The sequence below is a fragment of the Belliella kenyensis genome (genome assembly GCF_022549675.1).
Classification (GTDB): Bacteria; Bacteroidota; Bacteroidia; order Cytophagales; family Cyclobacteriaceae; genus Belliella; species Belliella kenyensis.
The window spans coordinates 161,928-181,968 of the sequence record NZ_JAKZGR010000010.1; the positions used below are offsets into that span (position 1 = coordinate 161,928).

General features: G+C 38.6%; 13 protein-coding genes. 9 read left to right on the top strand and 4 right to left on the bottom strand.

What is annotated here, in order from left to right; translation table 11 throughout:
* Positions 1–131: 131 nt before the first annotated feature.
* Positions 132–1,529 carry an MltF family protein gene (locus MM214_RS12205; protein ID WP_241295842.1) on the top strand — a complete coding sequence of 466 codons (1,398 nt, stop codon included), beginning with the start codon at positions 132–134 and terminating at the stop codon, positions 1,527–1,529.
* A 17-nt stretch (positions 1,530–1,546) separates the two neighbouring features.
* Here the strand turns inward: MM214_RS12205 and MM214_RS12210 are convergent, their stop codons facing one another.
* Positions 1,547–2,791 (bottom strand): cystathionine gamma-synthase family protein, encoded by a 1,245-nt coding sequence (locus MM214_RS12210; RefSeq protein WP_241295844.1) that lies wholly within the window; start codon positions 2,789–2,791, stop codon positions 1,547–1,549.
* 208 nt (positions 2,792–2,999) lie between these two features.
* On the bottom strand, positions 3,000–5,810 hold the full coding sequence (locus MM214_RS12215) for a YCF48-related protein (protein ID WP_241295846.1): 2,811 nt from the start codon (positions 5,808–5,810) through the stop codon (positions 3,000–3,002).
* A 177-nt stretch (positions 5,811–5,987) separates the two neighbouring features.
* On the opposite strand from MM214_RS12215, the gene MM214_RS12220 reads away from it, so the two are divergent.
* The 3 genes from MM214_RS12220 (at position 5,988) to MM214_RS12230 (ending at position 8,640) form a co-directional block, all read left to right on the top strand.
* Complete coding sequence (locus MM214_RS12220; RefSeq protein WP_241295849.1) at positions 5,988–6,641, top strand: Tll0287-like domain-containing protein; 654 nt, start codon at positions 5,988–5,990, stop codon at positions 6,639–6,641.
* Between the two features lie 4 nt (positions 6,642–6,645).
* Positions 6,646–7,686 (top strand): YCF48-related protein, encoded by a 1,041-nt coding sequence (locus tag MM214_RS12225; RefSeq protein ID WP_241295851.1) that lies wholly within the window; start codon positions 6,646–6,648, stop codon positions 7,684–7,686.
* Positions 7,687–7,899: 213 nt separating this feature from the next.
* Positions 7,900–8,640, top strand: a complete 741-nt coding sequence (locus MM214_RS12230) for a 1-(5-phosphoribosyl)-5-[(5-phosphoribosylamino)methylideneamino]imidazole-4-carboxamide isomerase (RefSeq protein ID WP_241295853.1) — start codon at positions 7,900–7,902, stop codon at positions 8,638–8,640.
* A 142-nt stretch (positions 8,641–8,782) separates the two neighbouring features.
* On the opposite strand, the gene MM214_RS12235 is transcribed toward MM214_RS12230, so the two are convergent.
* Complete coding sequence (locus MM214_RS12235; protein WP_241295855.1) at positions 8,783–9,976, bottom strand: serine hydrolase; 1,194 nt, start codon at positions 9,974–9,976, stop codon at positions 8,783–8,785.
* 152 nt (positions 9,977–10,128) lie between these two features.
* On the opposite strand from MM214_RS12235, the gene MM214_RS12240 reads away from it, so the two are divergent.
* From MM214_RS12240 to MM214_RS12250, 3 genes are all read left to right on the top strand, one after another.
* Positions 10,129–10,734, top strand: coding sequence for a DUF2179 domain-containing protein (locus MM214_RS12240; protein ID WP_241295857.1), 606 nt, complete (start codon positions 10,129–10,131; stop codon positions 10,732–10,734).
* A gap of 87 nt (positions 10,735–10,821) precedes the next feature.
* On the top strand, positions 10,822–13,341 hold the full coding sequence (locus MM214_RS12245) for a M14 family zinc carboxypeptidase (RefSeq protein WP_241295859.1): 2,520 nt from the start codon (positions 10,822–10,824) through the stop codon (positions 13,339–13,341).
* A gap of 572 nt (positions 13,342–13,913) precedes the next feature.
* Positions 13,914–14,507, top strand: a complete 594-nt coding sequence (locus MM214_RS12250; RefSeq protein WP_241295861.1) for a hypothetical protein — start codon at positions 13,914–13,916, stop codon at positions 14,505–14,507.
* A 202-nt stretch (positions 14,508–14,709) separates the two neighbouring features.
* Here MM214_RS12250 and MM214_RS12255 read toward each other — a convergent pair whose 3' ends face one another.
* Positions 14,710–15,021 (bottom strand): hypothetical protein, encoded by a 312-nt coding sequence (locus MM214_RS12255; protein ID WP_241295863.1) that lies wholly within the window; start codon positions 15,019–15,021, stop codon positions 14,710–14,712.
* 336 nt (positions 15,022–15,357) lie between these two features.
* Here MM214_RS12255 and polA point away from each other — a divergent pair, with 336 nt between their 5' ends.
* Complete coding sequence (gene polA / locus MM214_RS12260) at positions 15,358–18,180, top strand: DNA polymerase I (protein WP_241295865.1); 2,823 nt, start codon at positions 15,358–15,360, stop codon at positions 18,178–18,180.
* 286 nt (positions 18,181–18,466) lie between these two features.
* Entirely contained in the window at positions 18,467–19,843 is a 1,377-nt protein-coding gene (gene radA / locus MM214_RS12265; RefSeq protein WP_241295867.1) for a DNA repair protein RadA, read from the top strand.
* The last annotated feature ends 198 nt before the right edge of the window (positions 19,844–20,041 follow it).

Below are 20,041 nucleotides of genomic sequence, written 5' to 3' on the forward strand. Positions count from 1 at the left end.
GGATTCAAAGGGGCAAACTTTTTTAGATTAAGGAAGGTTTGCATTATCTTAAATATTTTTTTTGGTATATTATTTGCTAAAGTCGTTCCTTGATGCATGATTTTGAGTGTTGAATCGGGCATTTACAGTATATGAAGAGAATATTCCAAATTGCCATTTTATTTTTCATGCTCCTTTTATTCGGAGTACAATGTACTTTTTTTCAGAAGGAAGAAGAAGTTTCGTTTTGGGAGGAGCCAGTATTGTTTGATTTGGATGAGATAAAGAAGAGGGGGTACATCAGAGCGGTGGTGGATAACTCTTCCACAAGCTATTATATTTATAGAGGTAGGAGAATGGGGTATGAGTTTGAACTTTTAAGAAATCTTGCTTCAAATTTAGGCGTTAGATTACACTTGATTGTGAAGTCAGATATCGAAGAGGCATTCATTCTACTCAATAGAGGTCAAGCTGATATCATAGCGATGAATCTGGAGCAGACTCCAATTAGAATCAATTATGCAAATTTCACATTACCGCTTGGAGAAATGAGTACAGTGCTTATTCAGCGTAAATCAAAAGCTTCAATCGGAGATTTTCAGGAATTGGATCAAAAATCGATTTACATCCCTCAAGGTTCTATTTACAAAGATCAATTGTGTTTTTTAAATCAAGACAGCACTTTTGTACTCAATGTCGTGGAAGTAGCTGAGAGCAGAGAGGAACTGATCACAAAAGTTGTTAAAGGCGAAATCGATTATACAGTAGCTGATAAGGACTTGGCGTTGGTCAATGCGACTTATTATAATGAACTTGATGTGAGTGTGGAAGTAAGTGAAAAATCCCCAGTTTCCTGGGCAGTAAGGACAAATGCACCTCAGTTAGAGTCAGCTATCAATGATTGGATTTTTAAGCGCACCAGATCTGGATATTTGGCGACATTATATGCAAAATACTTCTTAAACTCCAAAAATAGTTATTACCGTAACAATAGTGCTTTCTCTTCTTTGGCTGGCAATAAAATATCAGCATATGATGATATAATCAAAAAGGCAGCAGATAAGTTGGGTTGGGATTGGAGATTGCTTGCTTCATTGGTCTATAAAGAGTCAGGGTTTGACGCAGAAGCTACATCATACGCAGGAGCAAGTGGTCTCTTACAATTGATGCCTGTAACTTTGGATAGGTTTGGAGTAGAAGACCCCAATGATCCCTATCAAAGTCTCATGGGAGGGGTTAATTTTTTAGGGTATTTGGATAAATTTTGGAGAGAAAGAATTCCAGAGTCAAATGAGAGAATCAAATTCATATTGGCTTCCTATAACATAGGTCACGGACATGTTGAGGATGCATGGCGATTGACATTGAAATATGGCAAAAACCCCCAACACTGGGAGCACGTAAGTCATTTTCTGAAATTGAAAACAGATCCTGAATATTATCGTGATCCCATTGTCAAGAGCGGATATGCCAAAGGCCATGTGGCTGTGACCTATGTGGAGGATATTTTGATCCTTTACAATTCCTATAGGGTTCTTGTAGAACCTTAGAGATTAGCTTTTTGACTTTATACGTTTTCCAATGCTTGATCGATATCCCAAATGATATCTTGGTAATGCTCTACACCTATCGAAAGGCGCACCAGTTTCTCAGAGATCCCAAGCAATTGTCTATCTTCAGCTGATACATCACTGTGCGTCATGGTAGCAGGATGTTCTGCCAAGGACTCAGTACTTCCAAGAGATACTGCCAGTTTCATAAGCTTTAGACTATTAAGAAACTTGAATGCTTCTTTTTCTCCTCCCTTAATATCAAAAGAAATCATAGCACCTGCACTATAAAGCTGTTTTTTGAAAATATCATGCTGTCTACTTCCAGGAGTGAGATTACCAAGGTAGTATACTTTTTCAACCTTTGGATGAGATTCCAAAAACTTTGCTACCTCAATGGTGTTTGAGGCCTGCTGTGTCATTCTAACTTTAAGAGTCTCCAAACTCCTCATCAATAACCAACCTGTCCATGGACCTGCCATATTACCAAGAAACGTTCTTAATGTCCGCACCCTAGTCATATACTTTGATCTACCAAGTACGGCGCCAGCTATCAGGTCTGAGTGTCCTCCAATGTATTTCGTCGCAGAATACACTACCAAATCTGCACCATGCTTCAAAGGATGCTGCCACAATGGACCCATGTAGGTATTGTCTACGCATACCACCACTTCTTGATCATCAGTAGATAAGGCATCTGCCACCTCTCTGCACAGTTCCAAATCAAAAAGCGCATTGGTTGGGTTTGCAGGGGTCTCTACATAGATTAATTTTACATTCTCTTTCTGTTTTTCTACTAGGCTTAATAATTCCTCTTTTGTCTGCTCACTTGTAAAGCCTATTCCTTTGATGCCGTATTGGGGAAGTACCTTATTGATAAAATGATCAGTACCTCCATACACAGGTTTACTGTAAAGCATAATGTCACCAGGCCTTAGAAACTCAAGCATTACCGTAGAGATAGCAGACATGCCACTTTCAAATACAGCACATTCATCTGCCTCATCCCAAAGGCAAAGTCTTTCTTCTAGTATCTGTAAGTCAGGGTTATTCAACCTGCTGTATATAAGACCAAGCTCTTCATTTGGTTCTTTCTCTCTTTGACCATATGCCACCTCAAAAAATGCCTTACCTTCTTCTGCAGATTTGAAGACGAAGGTGGAGGTTTGAAATATGGGACATTTGATGGCTCCTTCGGATAACTCTGGCTTGTATCCATAAGTCATCATTAAGCTCTCTGGATGGAATACTCTACTGTTCATAGTTAGCTGGATTTATTCCCGCAAATCAGCAAAAAAGTTTGCCAAAAACCTAGCTAGAGACCAATATAATCTTTTGAAAAAATCAATTTAAAATTTATATAATTCTGATATTGAATATAAAAATCAGTTTATTTGCGTTTTTCAGTATATTGTTTCGAGATGACAAGGCTAGGGGTATTAGGCTGATAGATTATACTGAAAGTATGTATTACTGAATGACCACTTTTCTAAAGAATTCATTGTCTCTAGTTCTTACAGAAATTGAATGCACACCTCGTGGAAGATTCTTGATTTCAAAATTAGAATCTCCTTCATCTGGGCTGATTTCCCTGATGATTTGTCCTAAGCTATTGACAAGACTAATTTTTATGATAGCTCCTAGTCCACTGGTGTTTATCTTTACGTCTCCTTTTGAGGGGTTGGGATATACCTTGATAGCGATATTTTGAGATTTCTCTTCTGTTATACTGGTGATCAGATTGACATTGACTTTCAGTGAAGCTGGAGTACCAGTATGGCATGCATTCATCGGTGTAGCAGTCAAGTCGAAGTCACCTTCACGTTGCCATCTTACTTTTACTTTATTTGACCCTTGACCCGAAATGATCGCTCCTCCAGAATTACTGATAGCCCAAGTATAGTTCACTCCTGGGGTCAAGGCTACTTCGTACTCTTCTTCTACTAGGCCGACTAGGTCAGAACCTGAAATCGCAGATGGTTGCTCAGGAGGACTTTGAATAGAGATAGGCTTGATAGTTGCTGGGGCGTTGCCGCAAGGATTTCTTGGACTTACTTGTAGACTTCTATCTCCAGTAGTAGTCCACTCTACATTGACTCTTGAAGTTCCTTGACCTCCTCTGATAAGTCCTCCAGAAGCTACCCATACATAATCTGTCCCAGGAATGTCAATGACTTCATATGACGTGGTACTGCCGAGACAAACTGTCCCCTCACCGCTTATTTCAGGTAAAGCTTGAGGTTGAACAGACACTAGGACTTCTAGTCCTTTGGTACCGCCATTTCCACAGGCATTCTGCCCTCGCACCAAAACAGCATTTCTGCCAGGGCTATTCCAGTTGACCACGATTCTGTTGCTACCCTGACCTTCTAGGATAGTTCCACCGTCTACTCTCCACTCAAAAGTCTCCCCTGGTGTATTTGAATTCTGTACGGTATATATTTGCTGACTGATGCATATATTACTTTCCCCAAAGATAACAGTGGGTGTCACTGGTACAGCACAGCTATATTGGAATAAGGTTCCTTGGTCACCGACTGCATAGCCAATACTTAAGGAACCAAAACTTACATCCTTGAAGTTTTGGAATGTTCCTGTTTGCATTTTAGTCCAAGTTTCTCCGCCATCCATTGTTTTCAATATCAGTCCTTTAGATCCTGTGATAAAGCCCACAGACTCATCTAAAAAGTCAACTCCTGTAAAATCAACTTGAAAGGAGGAGTTGATACTATTCCATGTCAATCCTTGATCTGTGGTCTTGATTATCGTACCTTGATTTCCGACAGCTATTGCACTTTGTTCATCAAGTCTTGCTAAGTCTACAAGATGGGTGTTGATAGGGGAGTTGACAGTGGTCCAAAATTGGCCGTTTTCTGATCTACTTATTTGTCCTCCCTCTCCTACAATTAGACCTATAGAATTTTCAAAAAACAAAACTTGATTCAAGTTTGCTGTGGTGTTGCTTGCGTCTACCATTTGCCAATTTACGCCGTTATTTTCAGTTTTGCTGATGAACCCACTTTCGCCTACCACATAGCCTGTATTATTATTTGAAAAGTATACTCCTCTAAGGTTTACGATAGTATTTGTGTTCAATGATGACCAATTGCCCCCAGAATTGCTGGTTCGCAGAACTGTTCCTTGTTCTCCGACTACGAACCCTAGCGCATTAGTTACAAAATAAAGGTTGTGAAAATCTATGGATAAAGGGCGCGATCTATCTACTATGCTACTTCCGCCATTACTTGTCGAGAATATTTTGCCCGCGGGACCCACGAAATAGCCTAAGTTCTCTGTTCGAAACTTTGCAGCAATGTAATCAGCGCTGTTCCCAGACAGTCTCAATGTCCATGATCCCCCAGAATTCGTAGAAGTAAGCATGTGTCCACTAGTCCCGACGGTAAATACCATGTTAGAATTACCTCTAAAACGCACATCTTTATAAGTTTGGGTATTGTTTACATTGATCCCATCAAAGGTAAGTCCTGCATTGGTCGTTCTCAATAAGGTTGCGGATTGGCCTACAACCACACCCAGATTAGGGTTAGTTTTATTGAAATGAACAGCCAGTAGATCTCTTTCTGTTCCTGAATTGATCACTGTCCAAGAAGATCCTGCATTCGTTGTCTTGAGAATAGTTCCTCTGTTACCTACAGCATACCCGTCTCTTCCATTTGAAAAATACACATCGTTTAAGGGTTGTGCATTTGGAGTATTAAGAATTATCCAATTGTTGCCTTGATTGGATGTGCGAAGTAATCTGCCGTCATGAAGTGCGATATATCCTGTGTCCAATGTAGCAAAATAAATGCTTGAAAGATTAGCTGTGGTGCCTACATCTTGCCTTGCCCAAGAATCTCCACCATTGGTGGATCTGTACAACTGCCCATTGTCTCCCACAGCAAAAACTCGATTTTGGGTGACAAATTTCACCTTCCTGAGGGTGGTTGAAGTGTTGATTTTTATCCGTGTCCAAGTACTTCCAGCATTTATAGTTTTGTATACGATCCCATTTTCGCCTACCATGAGGCCAACATTTTGATTAAAAAAATCTAACCCATTCATCACTACATCATCTGGTGCTGCTTGCTCGCTCCAGCTTAGTCCACCATCTACCGTTTTTAAAATAATTCTGTCTCCAGAAAGAAATCCAACTTCATCATTTACCCATGAGATACCAGTGAATTCATTTCCCCAACCTCCTACTCTTCGCCATGTCTGAGATTGAAGTGTGTTAGTTAAACTGAATAAGCAAATGGTCAAAAGTAAAACTTTCGTCATAGGGGTTTTGAAGTTGAATATTTGCAAAATTAGAACTATTGTCCATATAATGAATACTTTCTGCGACGATTGCAAGCGGTAATTTTTTCTAAAAAATTTATATTTTGATAAACTGCATATAAGGTTTTAAGAAATGAATTTTTCATTCTATTTTTAAAAAAACAAACTTCAAAAGCCATGCGAAATATTTCTTACTTACTAACTATTCTCATACTTTCAATCTCGTGCAATTCAAATGAACGGATTAGTAGAGAGGTCTTTGAAGATGTGAACAGGAGTATGGAAGTAAAAAAGCTGAATGAATCTCAAATCCTTGATGCGGCAATGAAATGGGGTGAAGAAATCAGTAATGCTGCCCAGACTGAATTGATCAGTACTCTTCAAAAGGCTATAGAAGAGCAGGGTGTGGCTGATGCTGTGAGCTTTTGTAATATAGAGGCACTTCCAATTCTGTCAAAAGTTTCGGAGAAATACCACGTTCAAATAAGGAGAGCAAGTAAAGACTACCGAAATCCAGATGATAAACCTAAAGATTACGAAATGAATATTTTGGATGCATATGCTTACAATGCTGAGGAAGGAATCAAGAATGAACCCAATATACAGAAGTTGGAAAATGGTGAAGTACTATTATTTACCAAAGCAATTCAAATCCCAAATAGTTTGTGTCTAAATTGCCATGGTACTCCCAAAGAAGATATTTCTGATGCTACGCTTCGAGTGATAGACGAGCTATATCCTGAAGACGAAGCTAAAGGGCACAAAATTGGAGATTTGAGAGGTATGTGGAGCATCAGAATTCCAAGATCTGAAGTAATAAAAAAATTGTAAGCGGATGATCAAGCAATCCTATTTATTTTTATTTGCCTTTTGCATTATTGCGGCTTGTCGTTCCGAAATCAGGGATGGCAAAATTGAATCCCCCTATGGCTGGGAGATTTTGGATGTGCCAAGCAATGCCTCTATTCGTGGTCTTTCAGCGTTGACTTCTGAGATCATTTGGGCTAGTGGTACCAAAGGTACCTGGTTGCTTACGACAGATGGCGGGCGCAACTGGGCCACAGGCATCATTGCTGGTTTGGATACAGTGGATTTTAGAGATATTGAAGCCTTGAGTGCTTCCACAGCAATAGCGATATCAGCTGGACAACCGGCCTTGGTATGTAAGACGACAGACGGTGGAGCAACTTGGGAGATCAAGTACGAAGGACCAAAGGAAGCGTTTCTTGACGGGATGTCATTTTACAGTGATAAAAAGGGATTCATCATCGGAGACCCAATTGATGGGAAATGGATGGTACTCGAGACTCAGGATGCTGGAGAGAGTTGGACTTGGCTTGACACTAGTCCAAAGGCTGAAGATGGTGAGGGTTCATTTGCAGCAAGTGGCTCTACGATCATAGCTCAAGAAAGCTATGTGCTGTTCTGTAGTGGTGGAAGTCAAAGCAAGACGTATCATTCAGAAAATGGAGGGAGAAAATGGATAATAAAAAACACACCAATCATTCAAGGTCAACCTTCTCAAGGGATCTTTTCTCTCTCTAGATTGAATGATCAAAATGTAATTGGTGTAGGGGGTGATTATTTGCAACCTGATTTGGCGGAAAGTAATGTTATTATAGCTAATCTTTTGAGTGAAAAATGGGCTTTACCTTCAGGGGATTTACCTACTGGATATAGATCTGGAGTAGCTTACTTTCCTAGATATCATTGGGCTATAGCAGTAGGTCCAAATGGATCAGATTATTCCAATGATGGTGGTGCTAGCTGGGCAAGGTTTTCAGATGAAGGATTTCATGCCGTAGTCATGGACAAAGCTCAAGGTACAGTTTGGGCTTCTGGATCAGATGGAAAGATTGGAAAGTTGTTGTATTAATCATTAGTTGATCAAAACTCTCTACAAACAAATTTCAACAACTTTGCTAAATAACGAGTTCTTCTGTTATATTTAGAGATTCAATCATGAAGCCGTGCCCCCAAAGCTTTTTTACACCTAGTATAATTTTGGGAAAAGTAGAGTCAATTTCATTGTCTGTTCGTGATTGAAAATCAATCATTTATCATTAAGAAACTTATAAACCTAAATACCATGTTTGATATCATACCTTCCATATACTTAATCAACGGAAAATGTGTCCGACTAAAAAGAGGAGATTTTTCTACAGAGGAAGTTATTTCCAATAATCCACTTGAAATCGCTCAAGCTTTTGAAGACCATGGGATTAGATGGCTACATTTGGTGGATTTGGATGGCGCAAGGAGAGGTGAACCAAAGAACTATCATATCCTTGAAGCAATCGCTGGATACACTAACTTGAAAGTCGATTTTACAGGTGGAATATCTACTGATGGAGATGTTAACAAGTCTTTTGAGCATGGTGCAGTTGCTATTACTGCCGCTTCTGTGTCTGTGAGTTATCCTGAAAGATTTGCCCAATGGATCATGTCATATGGTCGTGAAAAGATTTTTTTGGCTGCCGACACCAACCCTGCTGATCACAAAATCAAAACGAGAGGCTGGACCAAGAAAACTGAAGTAGACCTTTTTGATCATATAGAAGATTTTCATGGTCGTGGGTTGAAGTATTTGAAATGTACCGATGTGACCCGTGATGGGGTACTCGAAGGGCCAAACTTCGAACTTTATAAGGAAATAGTAGAAAAATTCCCTACCATTCGATTAGCCGCTAACGGTGGTGTGAGAAATATCGCTGATTTTGAGCAACTCAAAGAGATAGGTGTGACTGCGATTGTATTTGGGAGGGCCTATTACGAAGGGAAAATAACCCTGAAAGACTTAGACCAATTTATGGCAAAGCATGGGAATTAAGCGAAAATGCTAGAGGCGAGAAATTGGTAGCGAGCGTTTTAGAAACAAAAGTCTAGAAAGTACCAAGTACAATGTACCAATTAAATTCAATCTACAATCACTGAATAGGAAACAGAATCTAGAATCGAGATTAAGACAGTTTCTATAGTTTTCGCTTTAACTCAAGTTGATAAAGATACTCGCCTAGTTCAGTGAAAAATGGAAAACCAATTTGGTCATATTCATATTGATTGTCATTTAAAGTTTCATTTTCGTTTACATATATCACAGCCGAAACCAAAAACTCAATCCCTTCATCCTCATCCACAATGTAAGATGAGTCAAGAAGGTGTCCGTATGCTTGCCCTGTTTTGTTATAAATTTTGAATTGCTTAGGGATAGGTTCTGAACTGGTGCCGAATTTATAAAATTTGGAATAACTGTCAGGATAGCTAGTTTCAGGGTAGGCTGGGTAATCGCTGGCCTTAGGGTACATAGACATGTATTTCAACAAGAAATCTCTATCGCTTTCTGTGATATGAAATTGTTCATCTTTTGAGAACATTTCAGGAAAAACTACCCTTTGAATGATCCCATGAAGGTCAGATATCGATAGCCTATTTTTGAATGAAAAATCCATGGACTTTTCAATCTTTTCCCCATTTTCATAATAGGCTTTCCCTATATGTGGTTTATTACTATTTTGATAGACTTTTTGAGTATTACTGGATGGAATATGAAGTATAGGGTTGAAATCATCATCATAAAAAGTGATGGGATTGAATTGCCTATTTTCCTCAGGAGACATAGGGATACTTAGGCGATGGTTGATGATGGTGTTAGCAAGTCCTTTTGCACTGAGTTTTGAATTGATATAGTCTTGACCAAGTAATTCGTAAAGTCTATTGTATGCGTCATTGTCACTTACTAGAAGTATTTTTTTGATATAATGACCTATACTTGGAAAACCTGAAAAAGCACTTGAATCGTATTGCGCAGCTGATTGAGATGGCCTGATACTGTCTGTTTGCATAGGGGAATCCATAGAAAGCATGTCATTCTTTTGTTCTGCAAGCCATTCTAGAGCCAAAATGGCTACTGGCAATTTTACAGTACTAGCAGGATAAAAATATTGATTATCATTGAGATTGAACGAGTAATGGTCGAGTGATTTTTTACCATCATTATCTACATTGATTTGTGAGTAAAGGATTTGAACTTGGTACTTTTCGGTGTTTTCAAGTACACTTTTCAATACAGGGAAAGTATCCCCTACATTCTCAAATGGCAAATTCTCTCTTGGCTCACAAGCGATGAAAAATAAAAATGCAGCGTATAAGTAAATTGTTTTTTTCATGACTCCTCATTTTGAATCTTTTAATTTAATCAAACTATTTGAAACTTGGAAAGAACTTTACTCTTGACATCCATCCAGACCAAATACTTTTTTGGTGCAATGGAAAATGCCTACCTTTGCACTTAAATTTAGAATCCAATCACCAAAAAGCTATGCAAGAATATTTGGAGACTTTCGGAATATCCAGTGAAATATTCAACTACTTAATCATGCCACTTTTGATATTTTTTGCAAGAGTATCTGATGTGACTATCAATACACTGCGCATCATGCTGATGCTCAATGGGAAGAAGAAGGTGGCGCCTGTTTTAGGTTTTTTTGAGGCCCTTATTTGGTTGCTTGCAATCGGTCAGATATTCCAAAATATTAATAACCCAATGTCATATTTAGCTTATGCAGGAGGCTTTGCTATGGGGACTTTTGTAGGTATGACTATTGAGGAAAAGTTGGCTTTGGGTCGTGTATTGGTAAGGGTAATCACCCCTGCTCCTATGCCTGAATTGATTGATTACATGAAGGAGCAGAATTTTAGATTTACCAATGTTGGCGCTGAAGGGAGATATGGTAAAGTAAATTTACTTTTCACTGTGATGAAAAGGGATGCTCTACCAGAGTTTGTGAGTAAAGTTAAGAAGCTCAATCAGAATGCTTTTTATACAATAGAAAGTGTCAAAAGGGTGAGTGAAGATGATGTTTTGAATGTGATGGAGGATAGACCAAAATTCACCACGAAGCTTTGGAGCAAAATCAGAAAATAACTGAATTTCCAAGGATGGTTTGAAACATGTGAACAAAGGCAGTATCTTTCCAAGATATTATACTTAGTACGAGTTTTGATATCCGTTATGAGAAAAATCTTTACACTGTTCCTGACTGTCTTGGTGGTTGGGTTTTCATGGGCACAAAAGAGCCCTGATGAATTTCTCGGCTACAAGGCCGGAGAAAGGTTCACACCTCATCATAAGGTAGTGGCATACTTTGAGCATTTAGCAAGTACTTTACCCAATGTGCTGCTAGTTTATTATGGAGAGTCAGTAGAGCATAGACCATTATTTGTCGCCATAGCTTCATCCTCTGACAATATGAATAACTTGGAGCAAATTCGAAAAGACAACCTGATGAGAACAGGTCTTTTGGAAGGCACACCTAGTACTAATGTGGCTATCAATTGGATGCAATATAATGTTCATGGTAATGAAGCAGTAGCTACAGAGGCTGCTATGATGACTTTTTGGGAAGTAGTCAACCCTAAGAATTCAGAGGGAAAAAGCTGGTTACAAAACCAAGTACTTATCGTAGATCCATGTGCAAATCCAGATGGAAAAGATAGGTATACCAATTGGTATAATCAGAAGGTAAATCACAGACTTCAGCCTGATCCACAATCTACCGAGCATATGGAGCCTTGGCCAGGAGGTAGACCTAATCACTACCTTTTAGACCTCAACAGAGATTGGGCTTGGCAAACTCAAGCAGAGACTTTACAAAGACTGAAGCTCTATCATGAATGGATGCCTCATCTATTTGTAGATTATCATGAGCAAGGGATCAATGAGCCTTTTTATTTTGCTCCTGCTGCCAAGCCAGTTCACGAGCAAATATCTCCTTTTCAGCACGAGTTTCAAGAGATTTATGGGAGAAATACAGCAGCAAAGTTTGATGCCAATAATTGGCAATATTTCACCAAAGAACGTTTTGACCTGCTTTATCCAGCCTATGGGGATACTTATCCAATGTACAATGGAGCTATAGGAATGACAATAGAAAAAGGCGGATCTGGTAGAGCTGGTCTAGGAATGCTCAATGCATTTGGTGATACAGTGACTTTGGCTGAACGTATTATACACCAACATACCGCAGGAATATCAGCTGTGGAGGTAACTGCAAAGCATTCAGAGAGATTGACACAGGAATTTTCTAAATTTTTCAAGTCAAGTGCTACCAGTCCGAAAGCAAAATATAAAAGTTTTGTAGTGAAAGCAGATGAGCATCCAGACAGGTTAGCAGCACTGTTAGCATTGTTAGACAAGAACAAGATTACTTATGGATATGCTGGCAACAAATCGGGTTTACGTGGCTTAGATTATATGACTGGGAAATCCGCCACATTTTCCACCACAGAAGAGGATATCATTATCAATGCGTACCAGCCAAAATCAGTGCTTACTCAAGTCCTTTTTGAACCAGAGGCAACTCTAGAGGACAGCATCACCTACGATATTACAAGTTGGGCATTGCCGTATGTTTACGGAGTGCAAGCTTATGCTTTGGAGACTAGGCTCGATCCAGCCAAAAAGTTTGAAAAGAAGCCTTTTGAGCCCAATCAATTTTCTGAAAAGCCACTGACTTACATTGCTCCCTGGAATGCAACCAAGCATGCAAGGTATTTGGCAGCTTTATTGGACAATGGTATGCGTATAAGGATGGCGGATGCTGAATTTGAAATCAATCAAAATACCTATCCAGCAGGTAGCTTACTTATTATGCGAAACGGCAATCAATACATCAAAGATTTTGATCAAAAGGTGGTGGATTTAGCAAACAAGTTTGAAATCACACTATCTGTGTCAAATAGTTCCTATGTTGATAGAGGCAAAGACTTTGGATCCTCTGATATCAGTGTGATGCGAGCACCGAAAGTCGCCATTGTAGGAGGATCTGGCACATCTTCATTGAACTTTGGGGAGTTGTGGTTTTTCTTTGAGCAGGAGTTAGACTATCCAGTGAGTATTTTGGAAGCTGATATGTTAGGAAGAATGGATCTTAGCAAGTATGATGTATTGATTCTCCCTTCTGGAAATTACCTAAGTGGTTCTAACTTCACTAAGGTACATGAATGGATCAAAGCTGGTGGAAAAGCAATAGCCATAGAAGGAGCTGTAGGTATGTTTGCTGATAAAGAAGGATTCAGCCTAAGTATGTTTGACTCAGACGAAGACAAAAAGGCTTTTCAAAAATCAACTTCTGATGTAGCAAGAAGTGAAAGGATTGAGCCATATACAGATAGAGAAAGAATGGGTATTTCTACTTCCGCAGCTGGAGCAATATTTGAAGTAAAACTCGATCCAACTTATCCTTTGAATTTTGGAATGGGAAATAAATACTACACCCTCAAAAATAATGGCAGAAGGTATGCATATCTTAATGATGGCGTTAATGCAGGTATTATTCCTTCTCTTGATAGCTATAGGTTTGGATTCATAGGAAACAAACTCAAGCCTCAAATGAAGGAATCCATGGTCTATGGTGTCGAATATCAAGGACGAGGACAAATCGTGTACATGGTTGACAATCCAATGTTTAGAAGCTTTTGGGAAGCAGGCAAATTATTCATGGCTAATGCCATATTTGTAGTAGGTAATTAATTTCAATCAGGCCTAACTCACCCGAGGTAGGCCTGATTTTTTTCTGAATAGAAGAGTTGATTTAGCGTTTTCAATTGATAGATTATCCCAATTATTTTTTAGAAGTAAATAAAAGTTCTCTCGAGGAGTGGTTGTGTTGATTAAAATGGGTGATTTTATTGAATAGCTTAAAACTAATTTAATGTGCTTTCAGCGAATCTTTAATACAATGAGATTTTACAAAAAGTGACGCCTTGAAATGTATTAGGTACGGCTTTCAGTCTATTTTTAGTATACAAGCAACTTTGAGTAATGTTCCCTTATAAGAGGACTATTCATTCACATCAAGAATTCGGATCCGTGTAGTACTGATCCTTGAAAGGAAAATATAAATTAAATCAATGGCCTCGTGTGCACAAAGTCACTCCGCTTTTTCATGATTAGCTCTTAATCGGGAGTGTCAGAAATATATAGCCTTCCAAGTTTTTATGTAAAAATTTGGCCTTTGAGGCATAGTTATTGATAATTGGTCAAAAATGTCTGCAATATTGAATATGAATTCATTAAATTAAACAAATAATACTGATTACCCCATGAACAAGACCATTTTCCTTACACTGTTTGCTAGTTTATTTTTATTTAACATAAGTCAAGCCCAAGATAGTATCGAAGAAACTGGTTCACTTAGCAGTGGAACCATTTCAAGTCAATTTGATTATTTGCTCCGAATCTCAAATAATTTTCAAGAATATAAAGTTGTCAAAAAGACAAATCTTGATAGAATCAAAGCAAATGTACTTGATTCACTGGGTGTATTTGAAAAGGAATTAGCCACAATACAGCAAACAGTAAAGGCTCAGCAAGAAAAAATTAATGAACTTGAGGCTCAAATTCAAGACACACAAGAGGAATTAGCCAAGGCAGAAGAAGCTAGAGATAGTTTTTTCTTTTTGGGTATTCCTATTCACAAGAGTTTCTACAATACCATCATGTGGACGATAGTTGCGGTATTATTAGGGGCTTTTTTGTTCTTCTTATATAAGTTTAGTAGAAGTCATAAGGTTATAGCACTTTCTAGAAAAAATTTGGCAGAAACGGTAGAGGAATTTGAGCAACACCGGAAAAACACACTTGAGCGAGAAAGAAAGTTGAAAAGAGAACTCGTAGATGCTCTAAATGGAAGGTAATACCAAATTCAGATTCTTTTGAAAGCCAATATTTAATAGTCTCCTGATATATCATGACTATTGAGTGAACCTTAAGGTGATGAGATAGTATTACAAATTGATCTTTTACCATTAATCACTTCTGAAAATTGCGATGAATTATTGCCGCATAAAAAAGCCTCTGAATCTGAATTCAAAGGCTTTTTTATACGGCTTGTCCATATTAGGTGACAAGAATCAAAATCAACAAGATAATGATGATAGCACCTACAGAAAGGTAAACACCACCGCCAAGCTCCTTGGCTTCTTTTTTCATTTCCTTGAGTTCCTCCCTAACTTCTTTTCTCTCAGCTTTGCTCATATCAGCAAAGTCCATTGCTTTGATTTCATCAACTCTAGTGTTGATTTCTTCAAGTCGAAGTTGTTCCTCAGCAGATAGCTCAGGTTGATTTTTTTTGCTGTCTTTAGCCATTGCAGTTGGAGCAAAAGCCGTAAACAAAAACATAACGGATAAAAAGTACGTGATCTTTTTCATGTCGTTTGGTTTTAGTGAATAATTAATTGTAAAATGAGAAGTATCCCTCATGTACTTCTTCAACTCCAATAATCAGACCAGAGTTTAGAACATATTCATTAAACTTGGGTTTAATTCACTTATTTTCGCTTTTAACCACTATGAAAGCGTGATTTTTATGATGACCTCATTTTGCGATAATTCGCAATTGTATTGGTTTTTGCGCATAGACCTTGAAGTTTTTCTAAATGCTAATTTTAGATCAGACCCTTTTAATTATTATTTGTAATTTAGCTTTCCCATTTGGTATCCTCACATGCCAAATAGCTAAATTTGATTCATCTAAACCCTTGAAACATGCCTTCAAAAGGAGATAAAAAACTTTTTCTATTAGACGCTATGGCGTTGATTTATAGAGCACATTTTGCATTTAGTAAAAATCCCCGGATCAATTCTAAAGGTTTAAATACGGGGATCATGTTAGGCTTTACCAATACTTTACTTGAAGTGCTCGAGAAGGAGAAGCCATCTCACATTGCAGTTGCCTTTGATACCAAAGCTCCAACATTCAGACATATTCAATTTACTGCTTATAAAGCAAATAGACAAGAGCAGCCTGAGGACATAGAAATAGGGATTCCGTGGGTAAAGCGAATCATTGAAGCTTTTGATATTCCTATTCTTGAGTTGGATGGATATGAAGCCGATGATATCATAGGGACTATTGCCAAAAAAGCAGAAAGAACCAGCTTTCAGGTTTTTATGATGACTCCAGACAAGGATTATGGTCAGTTAGTGGATGAGCATATCTTTCTTTACAAACCCGCTTTTATGGGGAATGCAGTAGACATTATGGGGCCTAAGGAAGTTTGTGCAAAGTGGGATATTGAGCATGTGGATCAAGTGAAAGATATATTAGGGCTTATGGGTGATGCAGTGGATAATATACCTGGGATTCCTGGAATAGGTGAAAAGACTGCTGTTAAATTGCTAAAAGCATACGGTTCAATTGAGGAGTTGTTAAAAAATACACATGAACTCAAAGGCAAGCAGAAAGAAAATGTTGAGAATTTTGGGCAACAAGGATTGCTTTCCAAGGAGCTTGCTACAATAAGTTTAGACGTTCCAATAGATTTTGATGAACAATCCTTAAGGTACAATGGTCCAAAAGAAGAAGAATTAAAAGCTCTTTTTGCAGAGCTCGAGTTCAGGACACTGACTCAGCGAGTCTTTGGAGAGGCCATCAAGAAGCCGAAAATCAATGTCAGTGAACAGCTTGGCCTTTTTACAGGACCTCCAGAGACAAAAGCTGAGGACGAAGATGACATCTCAGATGAGGTAAATCCACTTCCAGAAATTCAACAGCATGACAGCATATTGACTACAGCACATGATTACCACAAAGTAGACGGGGAAGATGCTATCAAGGAGTTGATTAGTTTTTTGGAAATACAGGATGAGATTTGTTTTGATACAGAGACCACTTCACTGAATCCAAATGAAGCGGAGCTAGTTGGTTTGTCGTTTTCTTATGTAGCAGGTGAAGCTTTTTACATTCCATTTCCTGAGAATCAAGAAGAAGCCAAGGTGAAGCTTGAACTTTTTAGGGACATTCTTGAAGATGATAGAATTACAAAAATAGGTCAAAATATAAAGTATGATATTTTGGTTTTGAAGAATTATGGTATGGAGGTAAAAGGTAAGCTTTATGATACCATGCTCGCTCATTATCTAATAGAGCCAGAAGGCAAACATGCCATGGACTGGTTAGCACAGCAATACTTGCAATATAAGCCAGTCTCTATAGAGACTTTGATAGGGAAAAAGGGTAAAAACCAAGGTAATATGCGCGATGTTGATGAAGATGAAGCAACACAGTATGCTGCGGAGGACGCTGATATTACTTTAAGGTTGAAACAAACATTTGATCCCTTGATAAAAGAAAATGGGCTAGTAAAACTCCTTCATGAAGTAGAGAGTCCTCTGATCAATGTATTAGCAGCGATGGAGTTTGAGGGTGTTAGGATTGATACTGAAAGTTTGGCAAGTATGTCTGAAATACTCGATGCAGAGAGCAAGGAGATCGAAAAGCGCGTTTATGAGTTAGCTGGCGAGCCTTTCAACTTGGCCTCTCCCAAGCAACTTGGGGAGATACTTTTTGTCAAATTAGCACTTGACCCAAAAGCTAAAAAGACCAAAACTGGTCAGTATGCCACAGGAGAAGAGGTGCTTAGTAAAATGGCTGGTGAACATGAAATTGCTGCGGCTATTTTGGATTATCGGCAAATGGTCAAGTTGAAGTCAACCTATGTAGATGCACTACCAACTATGATCAATCCCAAAACAGGCAGAATTCACACCACCTACAACCAATTTGTAGCTGCTACAGGAAGACTATCTTCCATAAATCCCAACTTGCAAAACATTCCAATAAGAACTGAACGTGGTAGAGAAATTAGAAAGGCTTTTGTTCCAAAGGATGAAAATCATGTGATATTGGCAGCCGATTATTCCCAAATAGAGCTCCGTATTATGGCAGCTTTTGCCAAGGATGAGTCTATGATGGAGGCTTTCAAAAGTGGTAGAGATATTCATGCAACTACAGCTGCTAAGATTTTTCAAATACCTTTGGAAGAAGTCACCTCTGATATGAGAAGAAAAGCCAAGACGGCGAACTTTGGGATCATCTATGGGATATCAGTTTTTGGACTTTCTCAAAGGTTGAGCATCCCGCGATCTGAGGCAAAGGAGATCATTGACTCTTATTTTAAGGAATTCCCAGCTGTAAAGCAATACATGGATGATGCTATAGAAAAAGCTAGAAAGAAAGAGTATGTTGAGACTATTTTAGGAAGAAGGAGATATCTAAGGGATATCAACAGTAGGAATCAGACCATGCGTGGTTTTGCGGAACGCAATGCAATCAACGCACCTATACAAGGTTCTGCTGCTGATATCATCAAAGTAGCTATGATTCAAGTGCATGAATGGATGGTTGCTCAGCAATTGAAGTCCAAGATGATACTTCAAGTTCATGATGAATTGGTTTTTGATGCTCACAGAGATGAAGTGGAGGTTTTGAAAAAAGAAATACCCAAAATCATGTCAAATGCTATCAAAATTGCAGTACCACTAGAAGTTGAAGTAGGAGTAGGTGCAGATTGGCTAGAAGCACATTGATGAGGAGATCAGTGAAAGATGAGATTCGAGAGGCGAGAAGCTAGAGACAGAAGACTCAAGATTCTGTATGCAACATACTAAGTACTAAGTAAGAATAATGTACTAAGTACCAATTATTACCTCTTTCTTGCTTCTTGCTTCTTACTTCTTACTTCTTACTTCTTACTTCTTACTTCTTGTTTCTTGTTTCTTGTTTCTTGTTTCTTGTTTCTTGTTTCTAATCTCTAATCTCTAATCTCTAATCTCTCGCTTCTCACCTCACCCTTCTTAAAATCTAAAATCAACCATGTCTAAAACAAAAACTTCATATTTCTGTCAAAATTGTGGTGCACAAAGCCCTAAGTGGTTAGGTAAATGTCCTGCTTGCGGGGAGTGGAATACCTATGTAGAAGAGATTGTAGAAAAAGAAACTTCAGGAAGAGGGTCTTGGAAGCAGGCTAATCAAAAAGAAAAAAGAGCATCCACTCCAAGAAGATTACAGGAAATCAATTATGAGGAGCAGCCAAGGTTGGTTACAAATGATCAAGAACTAGATCGAGTACTTGGTGGGGGGATAGTTCCAGGTTCATTGATCTTGATAGGCGGGGAGCCAGGGATAGGGAAATCTACCCTGATGCTTCAGATTGCCTTGATGTTGAGCCAAACGAAAGTCTTATATGTGTCAGGTGAAGAGAGTGAGTCTCAAATTAAAATGAGAGCTGAGAGAATGCCCCATAGTTCTGCAAATTGTTACATTCTTTCTGAAACCAATACTCAGAACATTTTTCAGCAAATTGAGCTGTTGAAGCCTGAGATTTTGGTGATAGACTCTATACAAACGCTATATAGCAAGCATGTAGAATCAGCGACAGGTTCAGTAAGTCAGGTACGTGAATGCACTGCAGAACTTATCAAGTTTGCCAAGGAGACTGGTACTCCTGTGTTTCTTGTTGGGCATATTACCAAAGATGGAGCAATAGCAGGCCCGAAGGTATTGGAGCACATGGTCGACACCGTTCTACAATTTGAAGGAGATAGACATTTGACCTACAGGATCCTACGTACTTCAAAAAATCGCTTTGGTTCTACCCATGAGCTAGGGATTTATGAAATGCGATCAGATGGCCTTCGGACAGTTTCTAATCCCTCAGAAATATTGCTTACCCAAAGGGAAGAGCTTCTCAATGGTGTTGCCATAGGAGCTATGATGGAAGGGAATAGATCCTTATTGATTGAGATTCAGTCTTTGGTGAGCCCAGCCACTTATGGTACACCTCAGAGGAGTAGTACTGGGCATGATGCCAAGCGATTGAATATGCTGCTGGCTGTATTAGAAAAACGAGGAGGTATGAGGTTAGGTCAGCAAGATGTATTTTTAAATGTTGCTGGTGGACTGCGAGTGGATGATCCTGCACTCGATTTAGCTGTTTGTGCATCATTGATATCTTCTTATGAAGATACACCAGTGCCAGCTGATATTTGTTTTGCTGGAGAAGTTGGGCTTGGTGGGGAAATTAGGGCCGTTCATAGAATCGAAAGTCGAATTTCAGAAGCTGAAAAGCTTGGATTTAATAGAATACTGGTTTCAAAATATGCTGTAAAAGGTGTTGATCTTGATAAATTTTCAATAAAGATTGTGCAAGTCACTAAGCTTGAAGAGATGTATCAAGGGTTATTTTTGTAAGTGGTTTTTTGATTTTCAAATCATTGATTTTGGTATTCCTAAAAAATAAAAATTCTCATTTTATTTTGTTTTGGATAATTTATCATAATTTTGCTGATAAAGTTTTTTCTTTTGATGTTTTAAGTTTAACTGACTTGGTAAAACAAAATATTTTCAATGGTCTAATCTATTTATGTAGGGCTTATTTTTTGAAGCCGC